The sequence below is a fragment of the Anaerobacillus sp. ABR4_321 genome (assembly GCF_056158505.1).
In genome coordinates this window covers 2,776,917-2,798,115 of sequence record NZ_JBSWTK010000001.1, presented here as the reverse complement: position 1 = coordinate 2,798,115, position 21,199 = coordinate 2,776,917, and the positions used below count along the sequence as shown (strand labels likewise).

Annotated in this window: 24 protein-coding genes; 21 read left to right on the top strand and 3 right to left on the bottom strand. The window is 41.8% G+C overall.

The window, feature by feature from the left end; translation table 11 throughout:
• Positions 1 to 20 precede the first annotated feature (20 nt).
• The 5 genes from cotE to hfq all read left to right on the top strand — a co-directional run bounded on the left by cotE (position 21) and on the right by hfq (position 6,463).
• Positions 21 to 572 carry an outer spore coat protein CotE gene (gene cotE / locus ACXADT_RS14580; RefSeq protein ID WP_224882245.1) on the top strand — a complete coding sequence of 184 codons (552 nt, stop codon included), beginning with the start codon at positions 21 to 23 and terminating at the stop codon, positions 570 to 572.
• Positions 573 to 710: 138 nt separating this feature from the next.
• Positions 711 to 3,314, top strand: coding sequence for a DNA mismatch repair protein MutS (mutS, locus tag ACXADT_RS14575; protein ID WP_474831737.1), 2,604 nt, complete (start codon positions 711 to 713; stop codon positions 3,312 to 3,314).
• Between the two features lie 22 nt (positions 3,315 to 3,336).
• A complete protein-coding gene (mutL, locus tag ACXADT_RS14570) occupies positions 3,337 to 5,199 on the top strand; it encodes a DNA mismatch repair endonuclease MutL (protein ID WP_474831735.1) in 1,863 nt (620 codons plus the stop codon).
• Positions 5,200 to 5,244: 45 nt separating this feature from the next.
• Positions 5,245 to 6,183 carry a tRNA (adenosine(37)-N6)-dimethylallyltransferase MiaA gene (gene miaA, locus ACXADT_RS14565; protein ID WP_270181915.1) on the top strand — a complete coding sequence of 313 codons (939 nt, stop codon included), beginning with the start codon at positions 5,245 to 5,247 and terminating at the stop codon, positions 6,181 to 6,183.
• A 46-nt stretch (positions 6,184 to 6,229) separates the two neighbouring features.
• A complete protein-coding gene (gene hfq, locus ACXADT_RS14560; RefSeq protein ID WP_224882269.1) occupies positions 6,230 to 6,463 on the top strand; it encodes an RNA chaperone Hfq in 234 nt (77 codons plus the stop codon).
• A 46-nt stretch (positions 6,464 to 6,509) separates the two neighbouring features.
• On the opposite strand, the gene ACXADT_RS14555 is transcribed toward hfq, so the two are convergent.
• Positions 6,510 to 7,487 carry a tyrosine-type recombinase/integrase gene (locus tag ACXADT_RS14555; RefSeq protein ID WP_270181916.1) on the bottom strand — a complete coding sequence of 326 codons (978 nt, stop codon included), beginning with the start codon at positions 7,485 to 7,487 and terminating at the stop codon, positions 6,510 to 6,512.
• A 109-nt stretch (positions 7,488 to 7,596) separates the two neighbouring features.
• Between ACXADT_RS14555 and ACXADT_RS14550 the strand changes: the two genes are divergently transcribed.
• From ACXADT_RS14550 to ACXADT_RS14505, 10 genes are all read left to right on the top strand, one after another.
• A complete protein-coding gene (locus tag ACXADT_RS14550; protein ID WP_270181917.1) occupies positions 7,597 to 7,782 on the top strand; it encodes a cold-shock protein in 186 nt (61 codons plus the stop codon).
• 14 nt (positions 7,783 to 7,796) lie between these two features.
• Positions 7,797 to 8,156, top strand: a complete 360-nt coding sequence (locus ACXADT_RS14545; protein ID WP_474812048.1) for a hypothetical protein — start codon at positions 7,797 to 7,799, stop codon at positions 8,154 to 8,156.
• A 78-nt stretch (positions 8,157 to 8,234) separates the two neighbouring features.
• Positions 8,235 to 9,161 carry a stage V sporulation protein K gene (gene spoVK, locus ACXADT_RS14540; protein WP_474834551.1) on the top strand — a complete coding sequence of 309 codons (927 nt, stop codon included), beginning with the start codon at positions 8,235 to 8,237 and terminating at the stop codon, positions 9,159 to 9,161.
• Positions 9,162 to 9,216: 55 nt separating this feature from the next.
• Positions 9,217 to 10,479, top strand: a complete 1,263-nt coding sequence (hflX, locus tag ACXADT_RS14535; protein WP_474831733.1) for a GTPase HflX — start codon at positions 9,217 to 9,219, stop codon at positions 10,477 to 10,479.
• A gap of 11 nt (positions 10,480 to 10,490) precedes the next feature.
• Positions 10,491 to 11,759 carry a methionine gamma-lyase family protein gene (locus ACXADT_RS14530; RefSeq protein WP_474831731.1) on the top strand — a complete coding sequence of 423 codons (1,269 nt, stop codon included), beginning with the start codon at positions 10,491 to 10,493 and terminating at the stop codon, positions 11,757 to 11,759.
• Between the two features lie 231 nt (positions 11,760 to 11,990).
• The gene (gene glnA, locus ACXADT_RS14525; protein ID WP_270181921.1) at positions 11,991 to 13,328 is read left to right on the top strand and encodes a type I glutamate--ammonia ligase; all 1,338 of its coding nucleotides are present in this window, start codon (positions 11,991 to 11,993) and stop codon (positions 13,326 to 13,328) included.
• Positions 13,329 to 13,454: 126 nt separating this feature from the next.
• Positions 13,455 to 13,976, top strand: a complete 522-nt coding sequence (locus ACXADT_RS14520) for a dihydrofolate reductase family protein (RefSeq protein WP_474831730.1) — start codon at positions 13,455 to 13,457, stop codon at positions 13,974 to 13,976.
• A 115-nt stretch (positions 13,977 to 14,091) separates the two neighbouring features.
• The gene (locus tag ACXADT_RS14515; RefSeq protein WP_270181923.1) at positions 14,092 to 15,759 is read left to right on the top strand and encodes an acyl-CoA dehydrogenase family protein; all 1,668 of its coding nucleotides are present in this window, start codon (positions 14,092 to 14,094) and stop codon (positions 15,757 to 15,759) included.
• Between the two features lie 34 nt (positions 15,760 to 15,793).
• Complete coding sequence (locus tag ACXADT_RS14510; protein ID WP_270181924.1) at positions 15,794 to 16,339, top strand: 2'-5' RNA ligase family protein; 546 nt, start codon at positions 15,794 to 15,796, stop codon at positions 16,337 to 16,339.
• Between the two features lie 258 nt (positions 16,340 to 16,597).
• Positions 16,598 to 16,828: a hypothetical protein gene (locus tag ACXADT_RS14505; protein WP_270181925.1), complete on the top strand. Its 231-nt coding sequence runs from the start codon at positions 16,598 to 16,600 to the stop codon at positions 16,826 to 16,828.
• A gap of 69 nt (positions 16,829 to 16,897) precedes the next feature.
• On the opposite strand, the gene ACXADT_RS14500 is transcribed toward ACXADT_RS14505, so the two are convergent.
• Positions 16,898 to 17,656 carry a sporulation protein gene (locus ACXADT_RS14500; RefSeq protein WP_270181926.1) on the bottom strand — a complete coding sequence of 253 codons (759 nt, stop codon included), beginning with the start codon at positions 17,654 to 17,656 and terminating at the stop codon, positions 16,898 to 16,900.
• A 103-nt stretch (positions 17,657 to 17,759) separates the two neighbouring features.
• The gene (lexA, locus tag ACXADT_RS14495) at positions 17,760 to 18,380 is read right to left on the bottom strand and encodes a transcriptional repressor LexA (protein WP_270181927.1); all 621 of its coding nucleotides are present in this window, start codon (positions 18,378 to 18,380) and stop codon (positions 17,760 to 17,762) included.
• A gap of 153 nt (positions 18,381 to 18,533) precedes the next feature.
• Here lexA and yneA point away from each other — a divergent pair, with 153 nt between their 5' ends.
• The 6 genes from yneA to ACXADT_RS14465 all read left to right on the top strand — a co-directional run bounded on the left by yneA (position 18,534) and on the right by ACXADT_RS14465 (position 21,124).
• Positions 18,534 to 18,857, top strand: a complete 324-nt coding sequence (yneA, locus tag ACXADT_RS14490) for a cell division suppressor protein YneA (protein WP_270181928.1) — start codon at positions 18,534 to 18,536, stop codon at positions 18,855 to 18,857.
• On the top strand, positions 18,857 to 19,507 hold the full coding sequence (locus ACXADT_RS14485) for a YneB family resolvase-like protein (RefSeq protein ID WP_270181929.1): 651 nt from the start codon (positions 18,857 to 18,859) through the stop codon (positions 19,505 to 19,507). The genes yneA and ACXADT_RS14485 overlap by 1 nt, the downstream gene beginning before the upstream one ends.
• A gap of 67 nt (positions 19,508 to 19,574) precedes the next feature.
• Positions 19,575 to 19,811 (top strand): DUF896 domain-containing protein, encoded by a 237-nt coding sequence (locus tag ACXADT_RS14480; RefSeq protein ID WP_270181930.1) that lies wholly within the window; start codon positions 19,575 to 19,577, stop codon positions 19,809 to 19,811.
• 118 nt (positions 19,812 to 19,929) lie between these two features.
• Positions 19,930 to 20,214 (top strand): HesB/YadR/YfhF family protein, encoded by a 285-nt coding sequence (locus ACXADT_RS14475; RefSeq protein WP_270181931.1) that lies wholly within the window; start codon positions 19,930 to 19,932, stop codon positions 20,212 to 20,214.
• Positions 20,215 to 20,364: 150 nt separating this feature from the next.
• Complete coding sequence (sirA, locus tag ACXADT_RS14470) at positions 20,365 to 20,808, top strand: sporulation inhibitor of replication protein SirA (protein WP_474831728.1); 444 nt, start codon at positions 20,365 to 20,367, stop codon at positions 20,806 to 20,808.
• Between the two features lie 91 nt (positions 20,809 to 20,899).
• Positions 20,900 to 21,124 (top strand): YneF family protein, encoded by a 225-nt coding sequence (locus ACXADT_RS14465; protein ID WP_224882311.1) that lies wholly within the window; start codon positions 20,900 to 20,902, stop codon positions 21,122 to 21,124.
• Positions 21,125 to 21,199: the final 75 nt, after the last annotated feature.

Here is a 21,199-nt window from a genome sequence, read left to right as displayed (position 1 = left end):
TGGAAGAGGAGGTATGATCGATGTCAGAGGATTATAATTACAGAGAGATATTCGCCAAAGCTGTTTGCGGAAAAGGGCGTAAATTTACTCAGGATACAAACACAGTTACTCCAGAGCACAAACCTTCAAGTATTCTTGGTTGCTGGATCATCAACAACAAATTCAAGGCGAAAAAGCACCATGATTGCGTCATTGTTGAAGGCTCTTATGACATTAATATCTGGTACTCATACAGTCATAACACAAAAACAGAAGTCGTAACGGAAAACGTTAAATATCGTGAAGAAATCCCTCTTCGCTACAAGGATAAAGATTGCAAAACGGACGAAGTGGTTGCAAAAGCGATTCAAGAGCCGAACTGTCTTGAAGCTACCATTGCACCGAACGGAAATAAAATTATCGTTCAAGTCGAAAGGGAGTTTCTCGTAGAAGTGATTGGAGAAACAAAAATTTGCGTTTACGTGAATCCTGATGGCTGTGAAGATGATGATGACGATTGGGAATATGAAGTAGAAGATGAAGAGTTTGAAGATTTAGATCCGAACTTTTTAATTGGTGATCTTGAAGAATAGTCGTACCAGGGAGAAGGGGTTCTTCTTCCTGGTTTTATTTTTTTTTGCCGAGTCACGACCTTCTTTATCATAGAAGCGTGGAAGAATGATGTGATATACTGTTAGCTGAATAGAAATGTAGATTGGTGGAGAAGAAGTATGGCTCGATATACCCCTATGATCGAACAATATTTACGGATTAAGGCAGAGTATCAAGATGCCTTTTTATTTTTTAGATTAGGTGACTTCTATGAAATGTTCTTTGAAGATGCGACGCGTGCATCTAAAGAGCTTGAAATAACGTTAACGAGTAGAGATGGTGGGGGAGAAGACCGTATCCCGATGTGCGGTGTTCCTTATCATTCTGCAGAAAACTATATTTCTCAACTAGTAGAAAAAGGATTTAAAATTGCGATATGTGAACAGACTGAAAACCCGAAGCATGCAAAAGGCGTGGTGAAACGAGAAGTCGTTCAACTCATCACTCCAGGAACAGTCATGTCAGATCGTTTGATAAAAGAAAAGGAAAACAACTACATAGTGGCGATATCTGAATTTGAAGATAGCACATATTCCCTAGCTGCGAACGATTTAACGACAGGTGAAACCATGGCCACGATCTTAACTGGCAATCATCATGAAGTACTTGGTGAGCTTTCGAATCTATCTCCAAAAGAGGTAATTCTTGGAACTGAAGATGGTCCGTTAGCGACTGCGATCCGTGAAAGAATGTCTCTTACCGTTTCGACCGAGGATAACGTTACGATTCCAGAGCAGTTTCAGGAACTTTCTGAGCACATCGATCAGAGCAAGCTACTGAGTGCATTTGGCCGGTTGTTGCATTACTTGATTCGAACTCAAAAACGCTCGATGGATCATCTTCAGCCATTACGTCATTATCACGTTTCACAGTATATGAAGCTCGATGTGAATTCAAAACGAAACCTAGAGCTCGTTGAAACGATCAGAGACAAGAAACGGACAGGCTCTCTTGTATGGTTTTTAGATAGTACTGTCACGGCTATGGGAGGGCGTCTCCTCAAACAATGGGTAGAACGACCGCTATTGCAGCATCGTGAAATCGTGAAGCGACAGGAGCTTGTTGAAACGATGATGAAGCAGTTTTTCGAACGTGAAACGATTCGTGAACAGCTGCAGGGGGTTTATGACCTCGAGAGATTAGCTGGTAAAGTTGCATTTGGAAACCTGAATGCGAGAGACCTCGTCCAGCTTCGTAAATCATTAGAGAAAATCCCTGGGATCAAACAAGCCGTAACAGAACTTGATAATACGTATGCTAGTGAGCTTGGAGATGAGATCTTAACATGCGATGAGCTGACTGAGCTTTTGAGTGATGCGATCGAAGACAACCCACCTCTCTCAGTAAAAGAAGGGCAGATGATTCGAGACGGTTATAATAGCGATCTCGATCGCTATCGTGATGCGAGCAGAAATGGGAAGGATTGGATCGCTTCCTTGCAGATGCAAGAAAGAGAACGAACGGGCATTCGTTCGCTTAAGATAGGTTACAATAAAGTCTTTGGATATTATATTGAAGTGACGAGATCTAACCTTCAGAATCTTCCTGAAGGAAGGTATGAAAGGAAACAGACGCTTTCTAACGCAGAGCGTTTTATTACTCCTGAACTGAAAGAAAAAGAATCTCTTATACTTGAAGCTGAAGAAAAAATTGTTGACTTGGAGTATGACTTATTCACGAATCTAAGAGAACAAGTGAAACAGTATATTCCAGAACTGCAAAAACTAGCAAAGAAGATTAGTGAACTCGATGTATTGCAAGCATTCGCAGTTGTTAGTGAAGAAAATCGTTTTACAAAACCGTCCTTTTCTAAAGATCGACAAGTAGCGATCGAAGCGGGCCGCCATCCGGTTGTAGAAAAGATGCTAAAAGGGCGAGAGTATGTTGCTAACGATGTAATGATGAATGAAGATCGCGAAATCCTATTGATTACAGGACCAAACATGAGCGGTAAGAGTACGTATATGAGGCAGTTAGCGCTCATCTCCCTACTTGGTCAAATCGGCTGTTTTGTCCCAGCGGAATCTGCAGTACTTCCAATCTTTGATCAAATCTTCACTAGAATTGGAGCAGCAGACGACCTTGCTGCAGGTCAAAGTACATTTATGGTGGAAATGCTTGAGGCGAACTATGCGATCACGAAAGCGACAGAAAATAGCTTGATTCTACTAGATGAAATCGGTCGTGGAACTTCTACGTATGATGGAATGGCTCTCGCGCAGTCCATCATCGAGTACATTCATGATCATGTTCGAGCTAAAACATTGTTTTCAACACATTATCATGAATTAACATCGCTTGAAGAGGAGCTACAGCGCGTGAAGAACGTGCATGTTAAGGCTGTTGAAGAACAAGGCCGAGTTGTATTCCTTCACCGTGTACACGATGGTTCAGCTGATAAGAGTTATGGAATTCACGTAGCTCAACTTGCGAATCTACCAGACCAACTCATTAAACGGGCTCAAACGATCTTGTCTGAGTTCGAGTCGAGTACAGAAACGACTGAAACAACTGAAACGAGTGCGAGTCCAAAACAAGAGTACGTGAAAGCGAACGAAGACGCACAGCTAGCTTTCTTTGATGAATCAAATGTAAAGAAGGGGCGTTCAAAGTCATCTGGTGAGGAAGCGATTCTAAAGAAGCTCAAATCCGTCGATATTATGGAAATGACCCCGATGGATGCGATCAATACACTCTATGAATTAAAGAAACAGCTAAAGTAGGAATGAAAGAAAGGTGAGGAAAATGGGGAAGATCGTTCAACTTGATGATCAGCTTTCAAATAAAATAGCAGCAGGTGAGGTTGTCGAAAGACCAGCCTCAGTTGTGAAAGAGCTTGTAGAGAACGCGATCGATGCGGAAAGCAGTGAAATCAGGATCGAAATCGAAGAAGGCGGTCTCTCCAAGATCCGAATCGTGGATAACGGAACGGGCATGGACGAAGAGGATTGTAAACTTGCATTTTTTAGACATGCTACGAGCAAGATTCGAAATGAGCGAGATTTGTTTCAGATTGAAACGTTAGGGTTTCGAGGAGAAGCACTTCCAAGTATCGCGGCAGTTTCTCATCTCGAGTTAAAGACCTCGACAGGTGAGCGTGCTGGCACATATGTGAAGATCGAAGCAGGAGAAGTAACCGAATTTAAGGCGACAGATAGTCGGAAAGGGACTGAACTGACGATTTCAGGTCTTTTTTACAATACACCCGCTCGATTGAAGCATATGAAGACTGTGCACACAGAGCTTGCGAACGTTGCAGATGTTGTAAACAGACAGGCCATGGCTCATCCAGAGATCGCCTTCAGGTTCTTTCATAATGGTAAAAAACTCTTGTCTACAAATGGCAGTGGAGAGTTGTTACAAGTCATCGCAGCGATCTACGGCTACAATACTGCTAGAAAAATGCTTCCGTTACAAACAGAAACGATTGATTTTAACGTCACGGGGTATGTTGCAAAGCCAGAACTAACGCGCGCTTCACGGCAGTACATCTCTCTCGTCATCAACGGCCGTTATATTAAGAACTATCCGATTACGAAAGGTATTCAGCAGGGCTACCATACGCTGCTTCCAATCGGGAGGTATCCGATCGTCGTGCTTCATATCAAGATGAATCCAACGTTGATCGATGTGAACGTGCACCCATCGAAATTAGAAGCGCGTATTAGTAAAGAACAAGAGCTCGCGAAAGCGATTGAAGACGCAATCACTGCAATATTCAAGAAAACGGAGCTTATACCAGAACAAAAACCATTGAAGCAGAAAGAAAAGGAGAGCGAGCAGCCGGCTTTTCACTTTCAGCATGAAAAACAGGACGTTCCTGAAAAGCGTCCGATTGAAGAAGCGACTCCTTCACCTCAAAAAGTTACGACTGAAGAGGCTAACGATTCGTTTGTAGAACCTTTTAGTGTAAAAGAAGAGCTGTCACTATCAAACTATGAGTCGCCCGTAAAAACTATGGAAACAAGCAAAGTCGATGAGTTAGAACGTGCAATCGACTACGTTAAGGAGAAGAGTGAGGAAACACGAATCCCTCCGCTTTATCCAATCGGACAAATGCATGGGACATACATTCTCGCTCAAAATGAGAACGGTCTTTACATCATCGACCAGCACGCTGCTCAAGAGCGAATCAAATATGAGTTTTACCGTGAGAAGGTCGGCGAGATCGATCCGGAAGTACAAGAACTCCTCGTACCGATCACGCTTGAATATACGACTTCAGAATGTGCGATCATCGATAGTCGAATTGAAGATCTTCAGACTGTTGGGGTGTTTTTAGAATCATTTGGTCGCAACAGCTATCTCGTCAGCTCTCATCCTGTATGGTTTCCAAGCGGAGCAGAGCAGGAGACGATCGAAGAACTCGTTCAAGAAGTGATCGACAATCGCGCGATCGATGTGAAAAAGCTAAGAGAAGAAGCAGCGATCATGATGTCTTGTAAGAAGTCGATCAAAGCGAATCGTCACTTACGAGATGATGAAGTGTTCACACTTCTTGAGACGCTTCGAAAGGCGATCGATCCGTATACGTGTCCTCACGGAAGACCGATCATCATTCATTACTCCACCTATGAGATGGAAAAAATGTTTAAGCGAGTGATGTAACGTCGAAAATGAGAACAAACTCAGTGGAAAGAACGTGAATAGGTTATGACTAACGATCAAAAATTAGTAACGGTTTTAGGTCCTACTGCAGTGGGCAAAACAAAAACAAGCATCGAGTTAGCGAAAGCGTTGAACGGAGAAGTGATCAGCGGTGACTCGATGCAAATATACAGAGGGATGGATATAGGGACGGCCAAAGTAACGGAGTCAGAAATGGAAGGCATCCCTCATCATCTGATTGATATAAAAGAGCCAACAGAAAACTTCTCAGTGGCAGAATTTCAAGAACTCGCGACAAATCTTGTTCGTGAAATTAATGAAAGAGGGAAAGTTCCGATCATCGCTGGCGGAACGGGTCTCTATGTGAAAGCTGTTACGCATCAATACTCGTTTTCTGAAGTGAAAGAAGATGAAGCGTATAGGAGAAAGCTAGAGCGGATTGCAAACGAGGAAGGTCCAGTTGCATTCCACTCGAGGTTGAAAGATATCGATCCGAAGAGTTATGATTCGATTCATCCGAACAACATTCGGCGAGTAATTCGGGCGCTAGAAGTCCATCATGTGACGGGAAAGCCAGTTTCCGCCTCGAAAGATTCTCAACCTGAGCACTCGCCTTATCATCTTGTTAATGTTGGGTTGACGATGGATAGAGACACACTTTATCACAGAATCAACAAGAGGGTAGATCTAATGATGGAAGAGGGGCTATTGGAAGAAGCGCGCACCCTTTACGATCAAGGCGTGAGGAACTGTCAATCGATCCAAGCGATCGGTTATAAGGAAATCTATCGATACATTGAAGGAAAGGTATCCTACGAGGATGCGGTCGATGAACTAAAGCAAAACTCAAGAAGGTACGCCAAGCGTCAGCTAACATGGTTTCGACATCAGATGGACATCGACTGGTTTGATATGACGGAGAATAGAGAAGAAAAAATACGAAAAATATTACACTCTGTTGCAGGAAAGTTAGCAGATAACTAGAACTGTACATATTGAATGCCTTTAGAGAAAAAGAGGAGGACTGAATATGAAGCAACAGATTAACATCCAGGATCAATTTCTGAACCAGCTGCGCAAAGATAATGTTTTTGTAACAGTGTACCTACTGAACGGATTCCAACTAAAGGGGACGATCAAAGGATTCGATAACTTTACGATCATTCTTGAGTCCGATGGGAAGCAGCAGCTGATTTATAAACACGCGATTTCTACTTTCGCTCCTCAGCGTACAGTTGAAATAAATTTTGATTCTGAAAAGTAATACCGGTCCCTCGTTCTAGGTAGGACGAGGGACTTCTTCATGAGAGCTAAGATGGTTGATGAGTTTCAAGATAATCGAAGTATCTCTTGAGAGTTAACTCTGATTTCAGTCCAAACTTACTCCGTAGATGTTCGATCGAAGCATCCTGTTCAATCGCTTTGATCACACACGTCCTTCGCATATGCTGAGCCGAAACCCCTTTTCGAATACCTGCTCGCTGAACTTCTAAGCGGATCATCTTTTGCACGGCGATTTCTGTCAGTCGTTTTGGACGATCCACTTCATAACTCCATCGGTACGTTTGACGTTGAAAATCAAATGCGACGAATAAAGGGTCATCACTTTTTAATCGAGGACGAACAGGAGCAGGTATCGTTTGGTAGTAACTGAATAAGATTTTCTTATGTTCTGGATCGAGCTTGATCGTCCTGTTACCTGAAGCTGAATTGACTTCTAATTCGTTCTGTTCGAAAGATACGTGCTTCATGGATAACTTGCAGAGCTCTTGTAAGCTTAGACCGTAATTAAGAAACAAACGTGCGATGATAAGGTTCCGATCGATTAGGAACTCACGTGCTTTTAATTGGTTTTCTGTTAAATCAGCAAGAGAAACGATTGTTTCTAACAACCGCTCGCTTTCGCTTTCCCCCACAAAATCTTCTTCCTTAAATCCACTTTCTTCATTCGTGGGGAGGACAACTTCTTTCATAGGATTGTTCTTTGTCCGATTTAATGACATATAATAACGGTATACTTGATTCAATACTGTCATGATTCGTTTGAGAGTTCGCTCAGAATAATGACGTTCTAAATGTAAGTAACGAATGTATGATTGTAGCTGTTCTGTCGATAGCTCACTAAAGTTTTGAAATTCAACTTTTCGATGAAATGTTTTGAGCCAGGTTGTAAAGTCGACAAGGTCATACCGATAACGCCGGATGGTTGACGCCCGGCGTCCCTTTCTTTCAAGGGAGGTAAGGTACTCCTCTAGAAAATCAGGTAGCGGTTGCTCAAATAGTTCCATTGCGTTACCCCTTTCTTTTTTCCATTATAACAAACAACGTGAAATGAATTACATGATTTTGGTTTTTTTGGGAATGCTAACAATACTAAACAATAAAGGAGCGGTTGCAATGGCCTTTTTTTCAAAACAGCAACAAGAACCAATTCCTGAAGTTGACACTGATGTGTGGTCATGTTCCAGTGGGGACTGTTCTGGTTGGATGAGAGCAGATTATTCCTTCTCAGACACACCTTCTTGTCCGTTATGTGGCGGTGAGATGGCGAGTGAAGTACGTAACCTCCCTGAGATTAAGTAAACGGAGGCTGTGATATGAATAAACTGATCGAAAAATTAGTTGATAAAGCGCTCAGCATTACGAAAGCTGAAGGGAAGGGGAAACACGTCATCCCTCAGCAGCGGTTCTCTACCGTCTTCAAAGACCTCTCTGGCGTAAAGTCTGAAGAATTTTCATACCTTGGAATAGGGTTCAAGAGGTATACGTATAAGGACGATGACGTTTTTGTGAGGCAGCTCGAACATGATAACGGGAATGTGCTCGAGTTAGACATCACAGAAAACGATCGCTATCTCCATCATTACAGATCGTTCGAAAAGGACTCGGCTGACCAAAAAGTAACCATACCAGAGAAGTTTGTGGATCGTATGATACAAGGGAAAACACTCGAATAGAGTGTTTTTCTTTTGGGCATTTGTCACGCTTTTTGGGCGGGTGCGTATACTATCGTGTCAGAATAAAACGAGGTGAGCATCTTGCAGCAATCCATCACTCAGCGAAAAAGTCAGATTAATATTGTTTTGCACCATGCTGAAGAGAAATTGGAAGCAGCTGACTCTGCGCTTGCTGAAGCAGCGAGAAAGCATATTCCTCTTGAACGGATTCAAAAAGAAATGGAACAGTTGATCGGGTTAAAAGAAGTGAAGCACCTGTTAAAAGAAGTATATGCATGGTTATTCGTTAACCAGTGCCGTCAAGAAAATGGTTTGAAACAAAATCCTCAGGTCCTTCACATGATGTTCAAAGGGAATCCCGGAACAGGAAAGACTACAGTCGCAAGGTTACTAGGTACCCTTTTCTTAGAAATGAACGTCCTATCGAAAGGTCATTTGATCGAAGTGGAAAGAGCGGATCTTGTTGGTGAATATATCGGACACACCGCGCAGAAAACAAGAGAGCTCGTTAAGAAGGCTAAGGGAGGCATTCTTTTTATAGATGAGGCGTATTCCCTTGCACGTGGTGGCGAGAAAGACTTTGGGAAAGAAGCGATCGATACATTGGTGAAAGCGATGGAAGATAACCATGAGGACTTTATTTTAATTCTTGCCGGTTATTCTGAAGAAATGGATAACTTCCTATCTCTCAATCCAGGGCTGCCATCGCGTTTTCCACTTGTGATCGACTTTCCGGACTATTCGAATGATGAATTGTTAGAAATCGCAAGAAAGATGGTAACGGAGCGTCAGTATCGTTTTTCTAAGGAAGCAGAATGGAAGTTGAAAAAGTCATTCATCATGAAGAGAATCGATGAGACAGGGGCTTTTAGTAACGGTAGATTCGTTCGTAATATTATCGAGAAAGCCATTCGAAAGCAGGCTGTTCGGCTCCTCGGAGCGGAAGTGATCGACCGGACGTCACTCGAGCTAATCCTGCCAGAAGACATCCCTATAGAAGATTAAAGTGCCATCTGGTATGATGAGAGCAGACTGATAAGTAAAGGCAGGGAACGTACTGTTGAAAAAAGACCGCATTGAAGTAGCTGAACCAGCAATCTTGATCGGCTGTCAGCTTCCAGATCAAACAGATGAGCAGTTTGCCTATTCGATGGATGAACTTGCTGCATTAACAGAAACGGCTGGCGGAGTAGTGTTAGATACGCTTTCTCAGAAAAGAGAGCGCATCCATCCAGCAACCTATATCGGGAAAGGAAAAGTAGAAGAATTGTCTCACCTGATCGATGAGAACGAAGCTGGCGTCATAATATTTAATAGTGAACTTTCACCAAGTCAGCTTCGCAATCTTTCAGAACAGCTCGAAGCGAAAGTGATCGATCGAACGCAGCTTATACTGGATATATTTGCTCAAAGAGCAAGGTCGAGAGAAGGGATGCTACAAGTGGAGCTCGCACAGCTGCAATACATGCTGCCTCGACTTGCTGGTCAGGGATCTTCTTTATCTCGACTCGGTGGTGGAATTGGGACAAGAGGACCAGGTGAAACGAAGTTAGAAACCGATCGCCGATACATTCGAAACCGGATCTCTGACCTTAAGAAGCAGCTAGACAATACTGTGAAGCATCGAGAGCAATACAGGCTTCGCAGAAAGCGTAATGAGACCCTTCAAGTTGCACTTGTCGGATACACGAACGCTGGAAAGTCAACGATCTTTAACGGACTGACCAAGGCTGACTCTTATGAAGAAGATAAGTTATTTGCTACTCTCGATCCTATGACAAGACAGCTAAAACTGCCGAATGGATACAACGTACTGCTTACAGACACGGTAGGATTTATTCAAGACCTCCCTACGACGCTCGTTGCTTCCTTTAAATCGACGCTGGAAGAAGCAAAGGAAGCAGATTTGATCCTACATGTGATCGATGCATCTCATCCAGATCGGGAGCGTCATGAAGAAATCGTTCTGAATCTACTGAAGGAGCTCGACGCTTCTCATATCCCTGTTCTCACCGTGTTCAACAAGATCGATCGCGCAGAGCCTGGTGTAAGAAGCAGCATGAACGAGCAGATTCATATCTCAGCTAAGAAAAAAGAAGATCTAAGGAAACTGAACGAAACACTTCAAAGTCAAGTGTTAAAGCAAATGGAGTACTATTCGATCTCGCTAAAGGCAGATCAAGGAGATAAGCTCGCATTCCTTCAGAGAAATACGATTCTCATCGAGCGAAAGTGGGATGAAGATCATAAGCATTACCGGTGCAAAGGCTACACCCCAGCGCACCTCTATCAACGTATCGCTACAGAATGGAACAACGATTAGGAGAAGAAACGATGTTTAATCACTTTACACACCAAGAGAAATTGAAACAGCTATCAACTGAAGCAGAAGAAAGAATTTACCCAATACTGAAAGAAATCGATCAACGTGTTGAAAGCAATCAATACCGCGTACTTGAAGCCTTCCATAACAATAAGATCAGCGACTATCACTTCACTCCATCAACTGGCTATGGTTACGATGATGATGGGAGAGACACACTCGAGAAACTTTACGGTGATGTCTTTGGAGCAGAAGCAGGACTTGTTAGACCTCAGATCGTTTCTGGTACGCATGCAATATCGACTGCCTTGTTTGGGGTATTACGTCCTCAAGACGAGCTTCTTTATATTACAGGAGCACCTTATGACACGCTTGAAGAAATTGTCGGTACAAGAGGGGAAGGTCACGGATCTTTAAAAGACTTTCATATCGGCTATCAAGCTATCCCATTAAAGAATGATGCGATCGACTACGAAGCTGTTAAAGCTGCGATTACAGAACAAACGAAAATGATCGGTATCCAACGTTCAAAAGGATATGCAAACCGCCCTTCATTCACGATCGATGAAATCAGTGAGATGATTTCATTTGTTAAATCGATTAAAGAAGATGTGATCGTATTTGTTGATAACTGCTACGGAGAATTCGTTGAAGAACGTGAACCTTGTCATGTCGGAGCAGATTTAATGGCGGGTTCATTGATTAAAAATCCAGGTGCAGGAATCGTGAAAACCGGTGGATACATAGTCGGAAGGGAAGACTTGATCGAACTTTGTGGTTACCGGTTAACTTCGCCTGGTATCGGTAGAGAGGTCGGAGCGTCACTGTATTCCCTCCAGGAAATGTACCAGGGGCTATTCCTTGCTCCTCATACTGTAGGACAAGCAGTAAAAGGAGCAGTTTATAGCTCTGCGCTGCTAGAATCCGCAGGCTTTAATACGAGCCCTTCTTGGGATAGTAAACGAACGGATCTGATTCAATCTGTTCAGTTTAACGACCGAGAGCGGATGGTGTCGTTCTGCCAGGCGATTCAAGCAGCATCACCAGTAAATGCGCACGTCCGTCCAGAGCCTGCTTATATGCCAGGATATGAAGATGACGTCATCATGGCTGCAGGAACATTTATTCAAGGAGCTAGCCTCGAACTGTCTGCCGACGGACCACTAAGAGCACCTTATGTGGCGTATGTTCAAGGTGGATTAACATATGAACATGTGAAAATTAGTGTATTGAGAGCAGTTGATGACCTTCTAACAAAAGGTCTCGTATCGATCAGCTAAAGCAGGGGGAATCCCCTGCTTTTTATTCGTCCTAAAAGTATGTTAGATAATCTAACATACTCTGTCACGACGACAAACGGTCTAGTGTATAGTATAGTATAAGTGAGAAAGGGATCGGCAATTGGGAATGTTCTATGAATTCAGAAAGATTTTGTTTCCGTTGTCTGTAAAACACAGGTTTGGTTATCCCAATTTCTAAACTTTTTATATTCTAAGGAGGATTTATTTTACATGGCTAGCAAATACACAGCAGATGATATCAAGCGCCTCGCAAGTGAGGAAAATGTTAAATTTATTCGCTTACAATTTACAGATCTACTAGGAATTATCAAAAACGTTGAGATCCCAGTCGATCAGCTTGAAAAAGCTCTTGATAATAAAATGATGTTCGATGGTTCTTCTATCGAAGGGTTCGTACGTATCGAGGAATCGGACATGTACCTTTATCCTGATCTAGATACTTGGGTCGTTTTCCCTTGGTCATCTGAAAAAGGTAGAGTTGCACGTTTGATCTGTGACATCTATAGCCCTGACGGCACTCCTTTCGATGGTGATCCACGTTCCGTTCTGAAACGAGTACTTAAAGAGATGGAAGAGCTTGGATTCTCTGATTTCAATATCGGACCTGAACCAGAATTCTTCCTTTTCAAAATGGATGAAAACGGTGAGCCTACGCTCGAACTTAACGATAAAGGTGGCTATTTTGACCTAGCACCAACAGACCTTGGTGAAAACTGCCGTCGTGATATCGTGCTCGAGCTTGAAGACATGGGCTTTGAGATCGAAGCGTCTCACCACGAAGTTGCACCTGGTCAGCACGAAATTGATTTCAAATACGCAGATGCAATCACAACGTGTGACAACATACAAACGTTTAAACTGGCTGTAAAGACGATCGCTCGTCAGCACGGACTACATGCAACGTTCATGCCTAAGCCACTATTCGGCGTTAACGGTTCCGGGATGCATGCGAACATGTCATTATTCAAAGATGGAAAGAACGCATTCTACGATCCGAACGACGAAATTGGCCTAAGTGAAACAGCGCGTCAATTCATCGCTGGTACGATGAAGCACGCAGAAGCATTCACAGCGATCACAAACCCAACGGTCAACTCTTACAAGCGTCTTGTTCCAGGATACGAAGCACCTTGTTACGTTGCATGGTCTCTTCGTAACCGTAGCCCACTTATCCGAGTTCCTGCATCTCGCGGAATCAGCACGCGTATCGAAGTTCGAAGCGTTGATCCATCAGCGAACCCGTACTTAGCGATGGCAGCACTACTTGCAGCTGGTCTTGACGGTATCAAGAACAACATGACGCCTCCAGCTCCAACAGAGCGTAACATCTACGTGATGGACAAAGATGAGCGTGTAGCAGAAGGCATCACTGATCTTCCTGCAACGCTACACGATGCACTTGAATTGCTTAAGAAGGATGAAGTCATGATGAACGCTCTTGGTGAGCACGCTTCTGAACACTTCATCGAAGCGAAAGAAATCGAGTGGGATATGTTCCGTACGCAAGTTCACCCTTGGGAACGCGAACAGTATATGACGACTTATTAATAAATTTTTTAAGCTCCTAACCACCACAGGTGGTTAGGAGCTTCTTCTATGGGGTGTTGATTAGCGTTCAATCAAAAGATTAGGTAAACTAGTAAATGGACATTGAATTTAAAGGAGGGAAAGAGAGTGAGAAAAGTAGTCGTGTACATAGCAACGAGTCTAGATGGATACATTGCAACGAACGATGATTCGTTAGACTGGCTGTTTCGAGGAGAGATTGAAGGAGATGCTGGCTATTCTGAGTTCCTTGAGAGTGTGGATACCGTATTGATCGGTAGAAGAACGTATGACTGGGTGATGGATCAGGAAAAAGGGAACTATCCTTACAAGGGCATTGAAAGTTATGTATTTACAAAGAGAGCGCAGGAAAATACGGAGCATGTATCGTTTATTAACGAAGATATTTCAACATTCACACTTGAGCTGAAAAAACAAGAAGGCAAGACGATTTGGCTAGTCGGTGGTGGAGAGATTATCCATACTTTGATGCGAGAAAAACTAGTGGATGGGTTTATTATTTCCATCGCTCCTTCTCTTATTGGAAAAGGGATACCACTGTTCAAGGAATCTGACATCGAGCAAGATTTGTTATTAACATCCGTTAAGCAATATGGTCAGTTTGCACAGCTACATTATGAAGTGAAATAAAAAGCTACAGGACCTCCTGTAGCTTTTTATTATACTTAACATTTTATGGAACTTAACTAGAGGTTAGTGTAGAATTAAACTATCTGAAAATTTAAAATTAAAAAGGGGGCTAGCTATGAATTTTTATCTAGAAGATCCAAACTTATCATCTGTATTGGAGCAGTACTTAGAACCCAACTTTTATAAATGGGCTGAGAAAGAGTTATACGAGTTTGGAGAACGTTGTGGGACAGAGATTGATGAACGTGCAGTACATACAGATCGAGAAGGCCAGCCAAGGCTCATTAAGTACGATAAGATGGGCAACGATATATCTGAAGTATGGGTGAACGAAGGGTACAAGAAAACGGTTAGTGAGACGTATAATCGTGGCATCGTAGCCTACGTACATAAAGAGATTCCAGACCTCGGTACGAAAGGGAACTATCTTTATTCGTTCGCGCAAGGCTACCTTTTGTCACAGTCAGAACCAGGGTTTTATTGTCCGGTCACATTAACGATGGCGACTGCGTATCTTCTCGATCACTACGGAGATGAAGCGCTCAAGAAGAAATACCTTCCACATGTCCTATCTACTGGCGAGGTCGAGCTTTATGAAGGAGCGACATTTTTAACTGAACGACAGGGAGGATCTGATGTAGGAGCGAACGAAACGAAAGCCATTAATGAAGGAGGTGATTATAGGCTCTACGGAGAAAAATACTTTGCTAGTAATGCAGGTACGTGTGGTGTAGCGATGGTACTTGCTAGACTCGAAGGTGCCCCAGAGGGAACGAAGGGATTAAGCCTCTTTCTTGTTCCGTGGAGAAAAGAAGATGGTAAAGTGAATGACTTATGTATAAGGCGGCTGAAAGATAAGCTAGGCGTGAGAGCAGTCCCTTCAGCTGAAGTAGTATTTGAAGGGTCGAAAGGCTTTCTAGTTGGAGATGCGAGCAGGGGATTCTATTATATGATGGAAGCGTTGAACCTCTCAAGGCTTTGCAATGCGATCGCCTCAGTAGGAATCATGCAGCGGTCTTTTCTTGAAGCAAAGGAGTATTCGTACAGGCGTGAAGCGTTTAGAAAGCAGTTAAAAGATTTTCCGATGATAAAAGAAAGTTTAGTAAAGTTAAAGGTGAAACAAGAGGTTGAACTCAGCAGCGTTTTTTCTGCAATCTCGCTATTTGACGGTGTGATGGATAAACAATCACATGTGACGACAGAGGACGAAGCCTTAAATCGGTTGCTCATCGCTCTTGTGAAAAAAGAATCCGCAGAGCAAGCAGTTCGATTCGCGCATGAAGCGATTGAAATGCACGGTGGGAATGGGTACATAGAAGACTTCGTCACACCAAGACTATTACGAGACGCTCAAGTATTAACGGTTTGGGAAGGAACAGCGAATATTCTTGGTTTAGAGGTGCTTAGGCTGATCAAAAAGCACAAAGTCCATCTGATCTTTATTGATAAAATGAAGCATGAGTTAGAGAAAATTCCACAGGAAGCAGGTAGGAAAGAACTTGTTTACGGTGGTATTTCAGTACTAGAGAAGAAATTGGCGCAATTGGAGAAGATGGATGAAGCACGACAGACTCTCCACTGTAAACGGATTACTAACTTAATGACGTCTATCTATGAAAGTGTGATTTCGTTAAGAGATGCCGCGGCAGGCGGGATGAGAAAGCGTGCGATAGCGGAACTTTTTTTACGAGACACGTGGGGTAAAGATGAGTTTGAGCTTAGTGATCAAACCTTAACGTATTATGAGTTGATTATTGAACATAAAGAAAGCGTGAAGACTTAGTGAACGATAAACGTTGTTAAAGGTGGCTAATTTCATGTTTTGGGTTGTAGCGTTATTTGATAAGAATACAGAACAAGAAATCAAAGCGATATGGGAAGAGCTAAAGCAAAACTCGATTTCTTTCTACTCAGAAGAAGTGAAAGATGCGAGGCCTCATCTCACATTGGGACATTATTACGAGTTAGATAAAGAGGCATTCATTGAAGGTATGAAAACATTTTATGAAGCAAAAGGTTGCTTCGAAATTACATTTAATACGATTGGATCCTTTTTAAATTATCAAACCCTATTTCTATCACCTACACATACAAAAAAACTATTAGAGCTGCATTCAAATCACCATGATTTTTTTAGTGAGTTAAGTACGAATGCCAATCCATACTATGAACCTGATCAATGGATACCGCATTGTACGTTGGCAAATAACTTATCATCCGATAAACTCTCTGAAGCATTCAACTATTGTATGAAACGAATTCAAACGATTGAAGGAAGAGTTGAAGAAATTGCACTTATTGAATTGGTAGATGAAGAAGGCTTTGATGCTCCTATAATCTATAAAAAGCCATTAAAAGAGTAGTGATTCTTGATAGAAAATGTTTATTTGGAAGGAAAACAGCTACAAGAAGCTGTTTTTCTGTTAAGTAAAAGATTTGAAGATGTACTTAATTCCATCCCATAAAGCTAAGCTCGCTATTACGACTAAAATCAGTTTAGCAGTATTTTTCACTAGGCACCTCCAAAGCTTTGTAACTGTAGTACGTACTAAATATGAGAAAAGTTTCGGTTCTTTAAAAGGTGTAGTGTAAGCATCGAAATGTGAAGGCGGTAGAAGAGAATGATATGGGTTATGACTCAAAATCTTGAAAGCTTCGTGAATGTGAAAGAAATAACTGTAAAAGATAACATGATCGAAGGGGTCATAGAGAGAAGATTCTTCATCGAATGGAAAAAGACGTTAGGAACGTTTGAATCGAACGAAAGAGCATTGGAAGTGCTTAAGGAATTGTATAATGGTATCGATGAAAGAGTCGGGAATATTACAAAGGTAGTAATACCATTAAAATAACGTGAACTCTCCGTAATCAAAAAACTGTCTCGATAAACAATCGAGACAGTTTTTTGTGAATCTATAAGATTACTTTTTATATTGATCAATTTTTAGCTGTAATTTTCTTGCGATAACGTCAGATGAATCGTTCAGCTCTTGGTTTGTTAACGTCACTTTTGCAATGCTTTCGTCCATTTCCAAAGCTTCTGCAAACAATCCTCCGAGTCCGCGAGCGCGGCGATCGACTTCAAGCATGACATCTAAATGGTTATCGTGTAAAAAGAAGATCACTTCGAGTTCATCTAAGTAAGCGCGATATTTCCCGCTAGGCGTGAATTCAAACTCTTGAACATAGCCGTAGCGAGACTGCTCCATTTCCACCTTTTTCACATGGAAGCCCAGGTAGCTTTCTAATGCTTCGATTACTTTTTTTACATGTGGATGTGGAGAAACTTGAATAAGGTCTCTATCTTTTGGATCAAGCGCCATCGGGATGTCTAGGCCTGTCTCAAACCATACTGGAAGCCTTCCGAGTGAAGCTGGCGTGTCGTATGGCAGTTGAATGGAAAACGGAATTTCTTTCGTTTCACCTTCTGAGATCTTCTCCTGATCAGCAACCTTATATTTCTTTAGCGCCACTTTTTCTCTTACTTTTTTATCATCTACTTCACGGATAGCTTCTGTCATAAGGAAGATATGAATCGCATCGATCGATTGCTCGATTTCACCACCCTTTATGACTACTTTACCATTAACGGTTTCCCCCGGAACGAAATAATCCTTCTCTAACTGCGTATCAACCTTTGCAGCACCTACTCCGACACTTGCTAGAAACTTCTTAAACATGATTTTCCACCTTTCATAATTAGCTGTTTCCTGATTATACGATAAGAGATAAAGAAAGGATTCGTGTTTTTAGAATAAAAAATAAGAAGCGCAATTTGCGCTTCTAGTGGATTGAACGAAATACACCGATGACTTTACCTAGAATGGAAACTGAATCAAGGATGATCGGCTCCATCGATGAATTCTCTGGTTGTAGGCGGAAGTAGTTGCTTTCTTTAAAGAATCGCTTAACCGTAGCTTCGCTATCTTCCGTCATCGCAACAACAATATCTCCGTTGTTCGCAGTAGGCTGTTGTTTCACAATTACCATGTCACCGTTATAAATGCCAGCTTCGATCATACTGTCACCTTCGATGATTAGCATGAACGTGTGCTCGTCATCTTGTACAAAGTGTTCTGGTAGAGGAAAATACTCTTCAACATTTTCGATCGCCGTTATCGGTTGGCCGGCAGTTACTTTACCAATGACCGGAATGTTCACCGTTTCTGGACGAGGAATATCGATCGTTTCATCTAGTCCGAGTACTTCGATTGCTCTTGGTTTCGTTGGGTCGCGTCGGATGTAACCTTTCTTCTCAAGTCTTGCAAGGTGTCCGTGGACAGTTGAGCTTGAAGCGAGTCCTACAGCTTCACCAATTTCTCTAACGGAGGGTGGATAACCCTTTTGTTTCACTTCGACTTTAATAAAGTCCAGAATATCCTGCTGACGGTTTGATAGTTTCATATCTCTGGCACCTCGTTCCAATCTATCTATTTGTTAGTAGTATACCAGAATTTTTGTTCGCATACAAACATAAGTTCGAAAATTCAGTTGACACGAACAGAGGTTCTGTTTATACTGAAACCAGAACAAATATTCGTATTCGGGGTGATTGGGATGAGAAAACAAGCTAGAGGCTTGTCTGGAATTGATTTTCTTGTCATTATATCTTTTGTGGCCGTATTAATATTCGTGTTTGTATCATTGAGAGCAGCAGCTGCTGAAGGGTATGATCGTTATACTGAAATTGAATTAGAGCGGGGAGATACTGTTCTTGAAATCGCAGAAGAATATCGTGATGCACATGAGCTGTCTGACCGTAATTTTATCAGCTGGGTGGAAGAAGCGAACAAAATAGATGCAGATCGAATAGTAGCAGGAGATACACTTATCATTCCTGTTGAGGCAAATGCAACAGCGCTGGGGGTAAAGGAAAAGTAATGAATGCAATCATATACTGTCGGGTAAGTACAAAGAAAGAAACACAGGAATCATCACTTGCCAGGCAAAAAGAAGAGCTGCAAAGATTTGCAGCTCAATCTGGTTTTACAGTACATAAAGTGATCGAGGAAAAGCACAGTGGATATGACATTGATCGAAATGGCATCTTAGAAGTTTTAGATTTGTTGAAAGAAGGCTCAGCAGACGTTCTTCTTATTCAAGATGAAACAAGATTAGGAAGAGGAAATGCTAAGATCGCCCTGCTTCATGCAGTCCATAAGTATGGCGGAACGATTTATACAGTAAACCAGAACGGTGAGCTACAGCTATCTGAAGCTGATTCGATGGTCCTTGAAATCGTAAGTATCGTTGAGGAGTTTCAAAGAAAACTACATAACCTTAAAATAAAGCGAGGAATGGAGAAAGCGGTACGAGAGGGGTATAAGCCTCAGCGGAATTTAAGTGACCAACGGCACGGTGGAAGGGAACGAAAGATTGTTCCGATCGAAGAAATAGTGAATTTACGTGATAGAGGGTTAACGTTCCACGAGATTGCCGCTACGTTAAAAGGGTTTGGTTATGAAGCATCAAAAGCAACGGTTCATAGGCGCTACAAGGAGCATGTTGACGAATTGGAGAAGAAGCTATAAACTTGCCTGTGGTAACGACTTACGTTAGGATAAAAGTAATTAGATGTTATAAAGGAGTTATTTCTGTATGTTATCACAGGATAAAATAAAGCGAATTAATGAGCTCTCAAGAAAATCAAAAGAGTCTCAACTAACAGATCAAGAGAAAAAAGAACAAAAAGATCTTCGTCAAGAATATCTTCAAAGTCTTCGTTCTTCCTTTGAAAACCAACTTCATTCCATTAAGGTAGTGGATGAGACGGGCGATGACGTTACACCTGACAAGCTAAAAGAGAGTAAAAAAAATAGAGGTCCGATTCAGTAAAAATAGCCTAATTTTGCATTTCGCAAAATTAGGCTATTTTTTTGGTTGCAATTTTTAGAAAATTCGTTATACTGTACTATAACAAGGTGTTATATTACAAAGAGAGAGGATGGATAGGATGTTTGTTGTAACGGATTCAGCGGCTGAGTTTTACAAGAATGAAATGGAGCTTAATAATGGGGATTGTTTAAGACTTTTTGTAAGGTACGCTGGGAGTGGAGATAGCGGTGGATTTTCACTAGGAGTAATGTCTGATAAGCCTGCTACAGACGATTTCAAAAAAGAAGTTGGGGGAATCACTTACTTCGTGAAGCCGGGAGATGAATGGTTCGTTGATCGAATGAAACTAGATTATGATGCGAAGTGCGGTGGCGTTCTTTGCGACCTACCGAGCATGGCATAACATAAACCTGTACTATAACATAGATGTTATAGTACAGGTTTTTTAGTTTCGACAAAACTAGTGGAAACTGAACTACAGGTATAGACAATCATCTTAATGAATTTCCTTTATACTTATGTTTATTATACAAGGTAGACAGGAGGAATCGTTATGAGGCATTATGAGATGCACTTGATCAAGCAAGAAATAGCCGTTCAATATGGTGGAAAAGAACTCCTGTTATATCAACTATTTAATGAAAGAAAACGTACGCTTCAGAAAGAAGCAAAAGAATTGCTAGATAAACAAATTGAATTTATTTCAGAGTCTATCCCTGTAATAGATGTGAATCGATATCTTGTTTCAGAATTAGGTGGATTCCGGAATTATGAATATCGAAATGGAGGGCATTGTTTAACGATTTTACAATCGAAAAGTGACGGCTCTCTGTTTGTAAACCAAAAGAAAATCAACGTATATTCGAACGGTACATATGAAGCAGAGACGATCTTCTTTGAGGTGCTAAGAAAGCTCACTCCTACTTTCTTTGCCATCGATCATCAATCGAATCGATATGGATGGCTCAACCCGCTCAAAAAACAAAAGCTAGTTTAAACAAACCCTACTATTTTAGTAGACGTTATTGTATAATCAGGAAGGGTTGTAGTACACTAATGGAAGAGAAAGAATAAGGAGGAAATACAGCATGTGGTGGATGTATACGCTTGTGGGCGTTCTAGCATTAATTGCTGGGGCTGCGCTTGGCTTTTTTATTGCCCGCAAATATATGATGGATTATCTAAAGAAAAATCCCCCTATCAATGAAAATATGCTTCGCGTAATGATGATGCAAATGGGGCAAAAACCTTCTCAGAAGAAGATTAATCAGATGATGAAGGCTATGAATAGTCAAATGGATAATAACAAATAATGTACTGGCACTCTGGGAACAGAGTGCTTTTTATATGGAGAGGTTTTGGTTGACGGGCATATTCTAGATGATGAT